Source organism: Acinetobacter sp. V110_1 (assembly GCF_031798975.1).
In the GTDB taxonomy this organism is placed as follows: domain Bacteria; phylum Pseudomonadota; class Gammaproteobacteria; order Pseudomonadales; family Moraxellaceae; genus Acinetobacter; species Acinetobacter nosocomialis_A.
The window spans coordinates 17,342-29,023 of the sequence record NZ_JAVQNN010000025.1 but is presented as its reverse complement, the minus strand read 5'-3'; the positions used below and the strand labels follow the sequence as shown (position 1 = coordinate 29,023).

Below are 11,682 nucleotides of genomic sequence, written 5' to 3'. Positions count from 1 at the left end.
TTTTGCTGAATCAATCCGCTTAAGATGGTAATCTTAGGCGGATTTTTCTTTGGCTGTATTTTAGGTTTTTTTAGGTGAATAATATGCAAAGTCAAACCACAATTGCTGCAATTGCAACGCCGCCAGGGCGTGGTGGAGTGGGCGTGATTCGCTTATCTGGACCTAAGGCCTATGAAATTGCTCAAAAGCTGACGCAAAAAAACTTGCCTGAAGCACGTATGGCTGGTTTTCGTAAGTTTTATGATGCTGATGGAAGCATCATGGATGAAGGGATTGTCTTGTGCTTTCCAAATCCGCATTCGTTTACTGGTGAAGATGTTGTCGAGCTACAGGGGCACGGCGGTCCAGTCATTCAAAATGCTCTCCTTGGCCGTTTATTTGAGCTAGGTGCAATTGCTGCAAAAGCTGGTGAGTTCTCCATGCGAGCTTTTGAAAATGGCAAAATGGACTTGGTACAAGCAGAAGCGATTGCTGACTTGATTGATGCAACCTCTCAAGCTGCGGCACGCTCTGCTGTTCGCTCTTTACAGGGCGCATTTTCAACAAAAATTAATACGGTTTTAGAAAAACTGATCCATTTACGATTACATGTCGAAGCTGCAATTGATTTTCCTGAAGAGGAAATCGATTTCTTAGCAGATGGTAAGATTTTAGCTTTACTCGAAGATGTCCAGCAGTCGGTACATGCGGTTCAAACTTCTGCACGACAAGGGCAACTGTTACGTGAAGGTTTGCAAGTTGTTATTGCGGGTAAACCGAATGCGGGTAAATCGAGCTTATTAAATGCGCTTGCTGGTGTAGAACGCGCTATTGTGACGGACATTGCTGGCACAACTCGCGATGTTTTGCATGAAAAAATTAGCTTAAATGGTCTGCCAATTACCTTAACAGACACCGCTGGCCTTCGTGAAACAGGTGATATTGTTGAAAAAGAAGGGATTCGTAGAGCAATTAAAGAAATTGAACAAGCTGATTTATTATTGTTGGTTTATGATTTAAATCAAGGTGATGACCCCTTAAAACTCGCTCAAGAATATTTCGCTGAACATATTGAACCACGTCGTTTAATGTTAATTGGTAATAAATGCGACTTAACTGGACAGGTAGCTGAAATTACTGATTTTCAAGGGTTCCGTCATATTACAGTTTCTGCAAAACAAGAGATGGGCGTACAAGGCCTCGTAGATGCGATTACAGCTCATGCAGGCTTTCATCCTGAGGAAGATACGTTTATTGCAAGAACACGCCATTTAGACGCAATGAAGCGCACACAGCTCTATCTTTCAGAAGCACGTGAGCAACTTGTTGTATTTAACGCTGGTGAGCTTGTTGCCGAATCATTACGCCTTGCTCAAAATGCTTTAGGTGAGATTACAGGTGACTTTAGTGCTGACGACCTATTAGGCAAAATCTTTGGTTCTTTCTGTATTGGAAAATAATAAAAAAAACTGGATGATGTAGAGGCTATGTCATCCAGTAATTTCCTTAGCCGTATCTCTTTAAAACTTTTAAAAATTCATCTAACTCATTTTGATCAACTTCTGCACCTTGAAGTACATGGTGGTGTAAGTGTTGTTCCATCAATTCACTCATTAAACCGTTTATTGCACCTTTTATGGCCGCAACTTGCTGCAAAATATCAATGCATGATGATTCTGGTTGTTCTATCGCATTTTCGATGCTGTTGATTTGCCCTTTTAGTCGTTTTACACGATTAAGAATTTTTTTATCCTGACCAATGTGACTCATCTGTTTTCTCTTAATAATTCAATATACTGGTAGGGAGTATATTTGGTTTGAATGTTATACACGATCATAGTGTATCACGTCATGATCAAAATCAGGTTGAAGGACTTTCTAAAAGCGACTTATGTTCCACGTGAAACATAAGCATAACGATGTGGGAATTTGGTTATAACTCGGTAATCAGTTCTGTTTTCATGAGCTGAACTGATTAAAATGATCTCCTCTCCTACCAATGAGTCGGTTTTATGCTTAAAAAAATAGGAATATTGGCATTATTTAGCTTAACTACAAGTTTGAGCTTCGCTAATGTAGATACTGTTCGGGAAAATATTAAAAAACAATATCCTAATTTGAAAATTAGCAATATTCAGAAAACCGAAATGCCAGGACTATATAGCGCCAATCTCGATCAACAAATTATTTATCTGGGTGAAGATGGTCAGCATATGTTGGTAGGTTCTATGATTCGCTTAAAGGACCAGAAGAATTTAACCAAAGATTTGGTTTTAGGACAAAACTCAATTGATTGGAAACAATTGCCTTTAAAAGATGCCATTAAAACAGTCAAAGGTAACGGTCAGCATGTTTTAGCGGTATTTTCTGACCCAAATTGTCCTTACTGTAAAAAGCTTGAACCTGAACTTGATAAACTTAAAGATGTAACAATTTACACGTTTATTTACCCTTTAAAACCTCAGTCTATTGTCGTTTCGAGACAAGTTTGGTGTGCACCGAGCCAGTCATACTCTTGGAAGAAACTGATTGAACAAGGTGTAAAACCAACAGTTGCGAGCTGCGCAAACCCAATTGATCGTAACTTAGAGTTGGGTAAAAAATTAGGTTTTAATGCTACTCCTACCCTAATTTTTGCAAACGGTTTTAAACTAGTAGGTGCAAGGTCTGCTGAAGAAATTCAGGAAGTTTGGAAAGAGTTAGGCCTATAAATTATAAAAAAGCACCACAAGGTGCTTTTTTATGAACGAATTAAAGTTTAGCTTTTTCGGGCAATCAAGTTGTAAATGAATAGAATAATGACTGCACCAATCACGGAAGCGATAAAGCCTGCAGCTGAGTTTTCGCCGTAAAGCCCAAGCAAACGACCACCATAAGTGGCTAGAAGTGAACCTGCAATACCAATCAAAGTCGTAACGATGAAACCTGCTTTATCATCACCTGGATGCAAAGCACGAGCAATTAAGCCAGCGAAGAAACCAACCACAATAGCAACAATAAGTGACCACATATTTGTTCTCCAGTTGTTTTTTTGATGAAGTTAATGATTTTGCTTCATATTCTATCGTGCGACAGAGCTGTCTGTTTTGTCTGTAGCAGATTGCGACTTTTTGTGTCTTTTTTGTTCAAAGCTAAAACGTTATATAAAAAAATAGCACCTTATGGTGCTATTTTTATGAAATTTATAGGCCAATTTCACCAATAAAAGGCAGATGACGATATTTTTGATCGTAATCTAAGCCATAGCCCACAATGAATCTGTCTTCTACTTCAAAACCTAAAAATTTAACTTCAAGATCAATTTCACGGCGAGACGGTTTACTCACTAATGTGCATAGCTGAATTGAATTTGGTTCGCGAGTTTGCAACATTTCCACAACTTTGCTTAAGGTGTTGCCTGAGTCGATAATGTCTTCAACCACAAGCACATCTTTACCGCGAATTTCACCGTCAAGATCTTTTAAGATTTTAACATCTCGACTTGAAGTGGTACCACCGCCGTAGCTAGACACTGTCATGAAGTCGAGTTCGTGTGGTTTGGTAATGGTACGGCATAAGTCTGCCATAAAAATAACAGAACCACGAAGTAGACCAATCAGAACCAATTCTTTGTCACTATTTGCATAGTGAGAATTGATTTGCTCGCCGAGCTCTTTGACTTTTGCTTGAATTTCTTCGGTTGAAATCATGATGCTCATTGCAACAGTCATGGCAGATTCCTACAAGATATAAAAGAAAAAATAAAAAAGGTGTTGACCTGCAACACCTCGAAAAACTGAGTTAATGGTAAAATTTTAAAGCAAAATGACGTTTCATGCACCCTTTGATGGCTATGAAATTTTATCATTTTGCGGAATATATCGATCACGCTTTAATGCAAGAGCACATATTCCAAATAATAACAAAAACTTAACAATACCTTTTTTACTGGACTGTTTCTTTTTGATAAGCACGTTTTCCATAAATATAAGTCGCCTCAATATTACGGTCATCACCTAAGGTGAATAATGCAAACAGTGAATCTTCAACAGATTTAGATTTAGACTGGCGAAGTTCCTGTAATGCAGTTGGCTTAAGATTCAATACAACAAAATCTGCTTCTTTACCGATGTTAAAATTGCCTAACTGGTCTTGCAAATCAAGTGCTTTTGCTCCGCCTAGCGTGGCATGATAAAGAGCTTCATAAGCTGAGAGTTTATCGCCTTGTAATTGCTGAACCTTATAAGCCTCATTAACGGTTTGCAGTAAGCTGAATGATGTACCCGCGCCGATGTCTGTACCTAAGCCTACCTTCACTTGTTTTTCCCATGTTTTTTTCAATGGAAATAAACCACTGCCTAAGAATAGGTTCGATGTTGGACAAAATGCGATAGCTGACTGCGTATCATGCATACATTGCCATTCTTGATCTTCTAAGTGAACACAATGCGCAAACACAGAACGTTTACCAGTAAGACCATAGTGTTGATAAACATCTAAATAGCCAGCTTGTTCCGGAAATAAAGATTTCACCCATGAGATTTCATCTTTGTTTTCACTTAAATGCGTATGGACATAAACATCCGGAAATTCTTGTTTTAACTGCCCTGCTCTTTCTAATTGTTCAGGTGTAGAAGTAGGCGCAAAACGTGGCGTAATTGCATAGAGAGCACGGCCCTTACCATGCCATTTTTCAATGAGTGCTTTAGTGTCGCTGTAAGCTGTTTCTGGCGTGTCACACAGCGCTTCAGGGGCATTGCGGTCCATGAGTACCTTACCGGCAATTAAACGCATCTGAACGCGTTCTGCGGCTTCAAATAAGGCATCAACAGACTCGGGATGAACTGTACAGAAAACGAGGGCTGTAGTTGTACCGTGTTTTAAGAGTTCCTGAACAAAGAACTGGGCAATTTCACTTGCATATGCTTTGTCATGAAACTGGATTTCAGTTGGGAAAGTATAAGTATTAAGCCAACTTAAAAGTTGTTCACCATATGCTCCAACCATTTCTGTTTGCGGGAAATGAATATGGGTATCAATAAAGCCGGGTACAATCAATTGTTCTGGGTAATGTTGAACCTCAACTCCAGTAGGAAGATGCTGTTGAGCTTCTTCCCATGCACCAAACCATTTGATTTTTCCATGTTCACTAATCAATACACCATCTTCTAAATAACGCACTTGATTTGGAATATCAGTTGGCTCAGAGACAGTTTGTTGAATATCTAAAAAACGACCACGTACAACGGTGGTATTTGCGATCAATGACATGGAAAGCCTTTATATTTTCACTTTTTTCGATTGATTGTACCCCAGTTAGCCAAGATTTAAACGGTATAACGTTTACTTAGTCCCCATTCTGCCAAAATCCGTCGATAAGTCGTTGATGAACGGTCTGCTTCAAAATGTGCTTCCATTATTAAATCAAGCGGAAGGTCTTCTGGCTTTTGTGATTCGATCATCTCTTGGTCTTCAGCAAAAATTTGCGCATTAAATGCATATACCTTTTCTAAATCGCCAGTTTGGTCAAAGTTACGCGTGAGTGGGACAAATAAACGGGTCTTATTGCTTGAAACAGGACAACAGGCATTTAAGATTTTTAAGACTCCACCTTCTGGAAAATCGACCGTAAGTACAGCTGAAAAAGGTGGATAGACCTCAAAGGTGCGCTTCCACAAAAAGCCTTCTGGTTCGAGATGTTTTAGTTCGTGTGGATAGTTACTGACATTGCTGATATAGACTGTTTTTAAGCCGTGGGCGGTGCGTTCGGTGTGGTACTTAGGGACAACGGGATTATCGCGACTGGCAAAGGCATTGTGATGCACCCACGCAAAATGAGCGACATCGATAAATCCTTCGAGTTGACGACCACTAGAACCGCCAATATCGACAAAAGGCGGTAAAATTGATTGATGCTCTGCATGGTCCCAAGTATCTAATACAGGAATATTGGCTTGAGTAACATCACGACCATGAATACTGGTCCAAATCAGACCATATCGTTCAACAACAGGAAATTTGGTCAGAGAAAAACGATCAGAAATTTTGGTTAACTCGGGTTGAGCTGGTATTTGGGTACATTTCCCTTCAGTGTTATAGCGTAGACCATGATAGGGACACACAATTTCTTCACCATCGACCCAACCTTTGGTTAATGGAACCCCACGATGTGGGCAAATGTCTCGAACCAGATGAATTTCGCCACTTTCTGTTTTATAAAGGGCCATGTTGACGTCTAGTAGCGTGACGCGTTGAGGTGCTGTAGAGACATCTTGAATACGCGCAACCGGATACCAGTGACTTGATAAAATTTCCCAATCTTTTCCTTCAAAACTGCTGTTACACGGCATGGTAAGTGGCGTTAAAGTTGGAATAGCATTCATGGCATCACTCCTTAAAAAAAATCAGGGCTCTCGCGAGCCCTTAAAATCTAGGCTTTTTTCTTTTTAGGAGATGCAAAGAGCTTGCCAATATTGATTTTTAATAAAGAAAATAAGGAAAAATTTATTAAAATACATAAATTTATATTATTGTGTTTTTGAATTTTTGTTCTAATTTAACTTTAAAAATGAAAGCTCATTATTCGCTGTTTACTTAAAATGCACTAATTGATCGCAAGTAAGACCCAATAAAAAAGCACTTAAAAAGTGCTTTTTTATATATCGATGCGCTTATCACTCGACAAAATAATGTGCTGCAAAGTGAGCATCATTACCAATAATGTCGTAGCAATCTTCACGAATAGACATGCCTGTACATTGATGTCCAACCATCCATAAACCGAGTGTAGGCAGTTGCCCTGAAAATAATGGGGTATCTACCCATTTCTGTACGACATAACCATATTTGTCATAGTCATCAAAATAAAAGCTACCAGAAGCTGCACCTTGGTCATGGCCGTCTTGTAAAACTCGAATATTGGCCCCTTCTCTTGCCAAAATCGGCTTTTTCACCCATTTACCGGACAAAGCTTGTTGCGGGTCATAGGTATGGGTTTCAACCAATAATGGATGGTTTGGATAACGCTTCCAAAGCTCAACCAAAATCGCTTTATTTGAAAGTAACATTTTCCAGCAAGGTTCAATCCACTGTGTTTGTGGATGGATATATTGAGAAAATGCTTCTTCCCAGATCCATTCCCATGGATAGAGTTTAAATATGTTTTGAATGGGCTGATTATGGAGATCAACAAAATCTTGCCCGTTCCAACCTATGTTCTCCATAGAAAGCTCGGAAACTTGTAGATGAGCTTGATAAGCGGTATCCATCAAGTACTCTAAATTGCCCCAGTCTTCCCTTCCCGCTTCCTGACAGGCAGCAAAATGCACATGGCTACCACGCGGTAAAATTGTCTTCCAGCGTTTAATCAGGTCTTCATGAATACTATTGAACTGGTCTCGATTTGCAATGCCTGAGACTTGTTCTATCCACAGCCACTGTGCAACAGAGGCTTCGAGTAAGCCAGTCGGCGTATCGGCGTTATATTCCAGCATTTTGATATTTCGCCCATCGTAAGCGAAATCAAAGCGGCCATACAGCATCGGAGCATTTTGTTTCCACGAATGTTCAATATGGTTTATGGCGACTTCAGGAATTTGAAAATAAGCAGGATAGTCGCCCCGTTGAATGAGGTCTCCTACTACCGATAAACACATCTGATGCAGCTCATTTGCTGCATCTTCAAGTTTTTCAATCTGCTTAAGCGTAAATTCATAAGCAACCCCTTCAGACCAGTAAATTGAGCCATCGAGAGAAGGTAAATTAAAATAATCAAAACCAATATTTTGATGCTCCACTTGCCAGTCTGGTCGTGGAGTAAATATTTTTCTTTTCATATTAAGTGAATGCCTGAGAATTTAGCCGCCGAAAGAGAAGCCGCTACGACCAAAACCCCCACGAATTGGGGATGAAGAAGATGCGCTTTTCGCCGTACTTGAAATAATGGGATGACCTACACTCAAATTGCTGTAAGGATGTAAGGTATTTCCGTGAAAAGAAACTTCCCGATTATTTCGATAATACGCAGGACCTAAATAGCGGCTACCGACATAACTAGAACCATGTCCACTTGAGCTATTTTCTTGTTTACATGTTTCGTTATTCCAGTCGCGAGCACAGTCATATTGGTTGTTATATATATCTTGTACTAAAGGACCATCATTATGGCTACATGCCGTGAGTAATAAAGGGACCACGACAAGATTAATTTTTTTAGAACGCATGAGACTCCACACATTTTAATAAGTATGTTCGGCATAAAAACCGAATCGCTGTTATCTATTATGTTTCTGATTAGGAAAGATAAATTTTAGGTTGGCATATGATATTAATCTGCTTTTTTAAAGTACAGCCTATTTTAAATATTTAAATGACAAGGCATCTCACATGTAGATGCCTTGTTGTGATGAGTTAAGACTGCAATTGCTTTTTGTTGTGTCGTAAAGAGAGATAAGCAGTAATTGCTAACACTATTACGATAAAGCTTAACGAGATCCAGATTGGCATGTGGAATACATCAAGCAACAACATTTTCGCGCCAATGAACAATAAGATGATGCCTAAGCCATACGGTAAGTAATGCAATTTAGAAGCAGCGCCAGCAAGTAAAAAGAACATTGCGCGTAAACCTAAAATTGCCATTAAATTCGCCGTTAAAACAATAAACGGATCGCTAGTAACAGCGAAAATAGCAGGAATAGAATCTACCGCGAAAATTACATCTGAAGCTTCAACCAAAATCAACACTAGAAATAACGGCGTTGCCCACAATAAACCATTTTGACGTACAAAGAATTTGTCACCATCAAGCTGTGGGGTAATACGCATGTGCTTACGTAGCCATTTTAAAATTTTGATGTCTTCGATATTGGTTTCTTCTTCTTGGCCCTTTAAGAACTTAAAGCCTGTATATACCAAGAACGCACCGAAAATATAAAGCACCCAAGAGAACTCTTGTACGAACCATGCACCAATAAAAATAAAAAGGGTACGCAGTACAATCGCGCCTAATACACCGTAGAGCAAAATTTTACGTTGTAGCGCAGCTGGAATAGCAAACGCCGCAAAAATCATTAACCAGACGAAAACGTTGTCAATTGCGAGGGATTTTTCGAGTAAGTAACCCGCAAAGTATTCCATGGTTTTTTGGTTTGCTAAGGTCACCCCAACCGTTTGTTGTAGGTAGAGCCATAAACCACCACCAAATAAGGCTGCAACGCTTACCCACGCCACGCTCCAATATGCAGCTTGCTTAATTGAGACATCCTGACCTTGCTTTTGCTTAAAGCCTAAAAAGTCCACTAAAAGCATGACAATGACAATGCCAAAGAATGCTATGTACAGCCATAGATTGCCGATTGTTTCCATAAATCCTCCCTACATCCGGCAATTGGGCATAAAAAAACCTCGACCAGTTGCCAGATGAATTAAACATCTGTATCAACATGATCAAGGTCTTGCCTACATCATGAATTTCACGATGCTCAGATACCGACTTTTTAATAAAAGTGTATTGACGATATCTGACACATAACATTGCTGTTATGTTTGGAGGAGGCTACTCCCCTTGTCAAACTAAATTCTGTTTTGGATAAAACATATCCAATTTCACATAGAATGGCAGATTTTTTTATATTACGCAACTGAACTTAATCTCGTGGTTTTAATATAAAAAAGATCTACGGATTATTTAATCAAACCGCGGTCTAAGAGTGGTTTACATATAATTTGGTAAAGGTGAATAAAGAATGCGGTCAAATTTGTACCGTAAGCATTCCAGAAGTAATAACCTGCCGTATTGACCAGAAGCGCGACAATAAAAGCCCCCAGCATGTCTAACGGGAAATGCACACCTAAATAAATACGTGACCACGCTACCACAAATGACAAAAATAACAGAATGATGCCAATCATTTTGCGCTGAGCAAACATATAAGACAGGGCTATGGTGCTGAAAATCAGCATATGATTACTTGGAAAAGATGCTGTTGGTGCATGTTCAATAAACGTGGTGCCCACACCCATCACAAATGGTCTTGGATGGTGATAAAACAGAGAAATAACATAACCCACTAAAAGTGATATGCAGGTTAAAAAGATAGATTTAATGACCCTATTTTTTAAATCTTGATCGCCGTAGAACCATAAAAATGTAAGGATGAATAAAAGAATATAGAGGAGATCATTAGCAAAAAAGATAGCAAGACGAATGATAAATTGACTCGCATCCTGAGCCCCATTAATCACATGGAATAAGCTAAGGTTGAGTGTTTCTAAAGACATTCATATTCCAAACAAGAACAAAAACGTGGGCTATGATAAAGAATTAAGCCTGTTGTCTTGATAAAGAATTGTCACAAAAATGAAATATAGTTTGTTTGTGAGTAAAGATTAAACAGCAGGTCTAGATATTTTTTAATGCGTGTTCTGGGCGTTAATATTAAAGTGTTAACGTGTTGGCACTTTATTCGAGAACGTTATTTTATGACTACTCAAGAAAAACAGAAAAAATTAAGTTTGAGGCCTTTATCTCCAAGAGATCCAAAACAGCCGCATAGAGCAGCAACTCCCCTCGAATTATTGTTCGATTTAATTTTTGTGGTCGCGATTGCAACAGCGGGTCAGCAGTTACATCACGCGATTATTGAAAATCACCTCTGGCATGCGCTGCCAAGCTACCTAATGGTGTTTTTTGCGCTGTGGTGGGCATGGATGAATTTTTCATGGTTCGCTTCAGCTTACGATAATGATGATGCATTGTATCGGTGCCTTACTTTTGTACAGATTGTAGGTTCATTGGTGATGGCCGCCGGTATTCCTGATGTATTTCGTAGTCAGGATTTTGACATCATCATTATTGGTTATGTGATTATGCGCATGGCACTGGTTACACAGTGGTTACGTGCAGCAAAACATGATCCTGAACGGCGAGTTACGGCTTATCGCTATGCGATCGGTATAGTCTTAGTACAAATTGGCTGGCTTGTGGCTAACTTTGCTCATGTCCTTTCTATACCTCTATTTTTATGTCTAGCTGTGCTCGAGTTATTCGTTCCCATCTATGCAGAAAAACATTCGCCTACGCCGTGGCATCCTCATCATATTGTAGAGCGCTATGCCCTTCTCACCATTATTGTTTTGGGCGAATCAATTGTAGGTAGTTTTAATGCCATACGTGATGCGCTTGCGGCTCAATCTATCAATATTCCTGCCGTTTTCTTAATGATTGGTGGATTGATGTTGATGTTCGCAATGTGGTGGGCTTACTTTGATCGCAGTGAACAGCATCATCATTTTAAAGGTGTACGCCCATTTGTATGGGGTTATGGTCATTATTTTGTTTTTGTGAGTATTGCTGCGGTAGGTGCTGCGCTTGCCGCCGCCGTAGATGTTACTACCCATCATGCACATATCTCTGATTTATATATGGGCGTAATTGTCGCAGTGAGTGTAGTGCTTTATACCACTTGTATATGGATGTTATACGAGTTTGAATGTTTAACCGGAATTTCTAAATGGTTTTATCCTATTACTGCGCTTATTATTTTATGTATTCCATTTATTTGTAATAACGTGGGATATAGCGTATTTGCGATGGGTATTGTATATACGCTACGTTTATTTATTTCCAATAAATTTATAGAAGATATAGAGCCAAAGCAGGTTTAAAAACCATTAAACTAAAAAAACGGGTTTCAAACTGAAACCCGTTTTTTTATTAAATCA

Annotated in this window: 12 protein-coding genes; 3 read left to right on the top strand and 9 right to left on the bottom strand. The window is 39.2% G+C overall.

All coding sequences use genetic code 11. The annotated features are described in order from the left end of the window. The first annotated feature begins 83 nt into the window (after nt 1–83). Nucleotides 84–1,439: a tRNA uridine-5-carboxymethylaminomethyl(34) synthesis GTPase MnmE gene (gene mnmE, locus RMA95_RS10065; RefSeq protein WP_311070328.1), complete on the top strand. Its 1,356-nt coding sequence runs from the start codon at nt 84–86 to the stop codon at nt 1,437–1,439. Nucleotides 1,440–1,485: 46 nt separating this feature from the next. Here mnmE and RMA95_RS10060 read toward each other — a convergent pair whose 3' ends face one another. Next, nucleotides 1,486–1,749: a metal/formaldehyde-sensitive transcriptional repressor gene (locus RMA95_RS10060; RefSeq protein ID WP_100291111.1), complete on the bottom strand. Its 264-nt coding sequence runs from the start codon at nt 1,747–1,749 to the stop codon at nt 1,486–1,488. Between the two features lie 242 nt (nt 1,750–1,991). Here RMA95_RS10060 and RMA95_RS10055 point away from each other — a divergent pair, with 242 nt between their 5' ends. Beyond that, nucleotides 1,992–2,690, top strand: coding sequence for a DsbC family protein (locus RMA95_RS10055; protein WP_311070327.1), 699 nt, complete (start codon nt 1,992–1,994; stop codon nt 2,688–2,690). Between the two features lie 47 nt (nt 2,691–2,737). On the opposite strand, the gene RMA95_RS10050 is transcribed toward RMA95_RS10055, so the two are convergent. The 8 genes from RMA95_RS10050 to RMA95_RS10015 form a co-directional block, all read right to left on the bottom strand. Beyond that, nucleotides 2,738–2,989 (bottom strand): GlsB/YeaQ/YmgE family stress response membrane protein, encoded by a 252-nt coding sequence (locus tag RMA95_RS10050; RefSeq protein ID WP_000269732.1) that lies wholly within the window; start codon nt 2,987–2,989, stop codon nt 2,738–2,740. A gap of 172 nt (nt 2,990–3,161) precedes the next feature. Then, nucleotides 3,162–3,689, bottom strand: coding sequence for a hypoxanthine phosphoribosyltransferase (gene hpt, locus RMA95_RS10045; RefSeq protein WP_002051884.1), 528 nt, complete (start codon nt 3,687–3,689; stop codon nt 3,162–3,164). A 214-nt stretch (nt 3,690–3,903) separates the two neighbouring features. Beyond that, nucleotides 3,904–5,229, bottom strand: coding sequence for a guanine deaminase (guaD, locus tag RMA95_RS10040; protein WP_311070326.1), 1,326 nt, complete (start codon nt 5,227–5,229; stop codon nt 3,904–3,906). A 56-nt stretch (nt 5,230–5,285) separates the two neighbouring features. Next, on the bottom strand, nt 5,286–6,341 hold the full coding sequence (locus tag RMA95_RS10035) for an aromatic ring-hydroxylating dioxygenase subunit alpha (RefSeq protein ID WP_311070325.1): 1,056 nt from the start codon (nt 6,339–6,341) through the stop codon (nt 5,286–5,288). Nucleotides 6,342–6,632: 291 nt separating this feature from the next. Further along, the gene (locus tag RMA95_RS10030) at nt 6,633–7,793 is read right to left on the bottom strand and encodes a glutathionylspermidine synthase family protein (RefSeq protein ID WP_311070324.1); all 1,161 of its coding nucleotides are present in this window, start codon (nt 7,791–7,793) and stop codon (nt 6,633–6,635) included. A gap of 21 nt (nt 7,794–7,814) precedes the next feature. Then, nucleotides 7,815–8,180 (bottom strand): hypothetical protein, encoded by a 366-nt coding sequence (locus RMA95_RS10025; RefSeq protein WP_311070323.1) that lies wholly within the window; start codon nt 8,178–8,180, stop codon nt 7,815–7,817. 187 nt (nt 8,181–8,367) lie between these two features. Next, the gene (locus RMA95_RS10020) at nt 8,368–9,324 is read right to left on the bottom strand and encodes a TerC family protein (RefSeq protein ID WP_311070322.1); all 957 of its coding nucleotides are present in this window, start codon (nt 9,322–9,324) and stop codon (nt 8,368–8,370) included. Between the two features lie 318 nt (nt 9,325–9,642). Continuing rightward, entirely contained in the window at nt 9,643–10,239 is a 597-nt protein-coding gene (locus RMA95_RS10015; protein WP_311070321.1) for an undecaprenyl-diphosphatase, read from the bottom strand. A gap of 135 nt (nt 10,240–10,374) precedes the next feature. On the opposite strand from RMA95_RS10015, the gene RMA95_RS10010 reads away from it, so the two are divergent. Next, on the top strand, nt 10,375–11,625 hold the full coding sequence (locus tag RMA95_RS10010; protein ID WP_311070320.1) for a low temperature requirement protein A: 1,251 nt from the start codon (nt 10,375–10,377) through the stop codon (nt 11,623–11,625). Nucleotides 11,626–11,682: the final 57 nt, after the last annotated feature.

Excerpts from the sequence above, each read along its gene's own strand:
- RMA95_RS10025 (WP_311070323.1), bottom strand. The coding sequence starts at position 8,180 with ATGCGTTCTAAAAAAATTAATCTTGTCGTGGTCCCTTTATTACTCACG.
- RMA95_RS10055 (WP_311070327.1), top strand. The coding sequence starts at position 1,992 with ATGCTTAAAAAAATAGGAATATTGGCATTATTTAGCTTAACTACAAGT.
- guaD (WP_311070326.1), bottom strand. The coding sequence starts at position 5,229 with ATGTCATTGATCGCAAATACCACCGTTGTACGTGGTCGTTTTTTAGAT.
- RMA95_RS10060 (WP_100291111.1), bottom strand. The coding sequence starts at position 1,749 with ATGAGTCACATTGGTCAGGATAAAAAAATTCTTAATCGTGTAAAACGA.
- hpt (WP_002051884.1), bottom strand. The coding sequence starts at position 3,689 with ATGACTGTTGCAATGAGCATCATGATTTCAACCGAAGAAATTCAAGCA.
- RMA95_RS10050 (WP_000269732.1), bottom strand. The coding sequence starts at position 2,989 with ATGTGGTCACTTATTGTTGCTATTGTGGTTGGTTTCTTCGCTGGCTTA.
- RMA95_RS10030 (WP_311070324.1), bottom strand. The coding sequence starts at position 7,793 with ATGAAAAGAAAAATATTTACTCCACGACCAGACTGGCAAGTGGAGCAT.
- RMA95_RS10010 (WP_311070320.1), top strand. The coding sequence starts at position 10,375 with ATGCGTGTTCTGGGCGTTAATATTAAAGTGTTAACGTGTTGGCACTTT.
- mnmE (WP_311070328.1), top strand. The coding sequence starts at position 84 with ATGCAAAGTCAAACCACAATTGCTGCAATTGCAACGCCGCCAGGGCGT.
- RMA95_RS10035 (WP_311070325.1), bottom strand. The coding sequence starts at position 6,341 with ATGAATGCTATTCCAACTTTAACGCCACTTACCATGCCGTGTAACAGC.
- RMA95_RS10020 (WP_311070322.1), bottom strand. The coding sequence starts at position 9,324 with ATGGAAACAATCGGCAATCTATGGCTGTACATAGCATTCTTTGGCATT.
- RMA95_RS10015 (WP_311070321.1), bottom strand. The coding sequence starts at position 10,239 with ATGTCTTTAGAAACACTCAACCTTAGCTTATTCCATGTGATTAATGGG.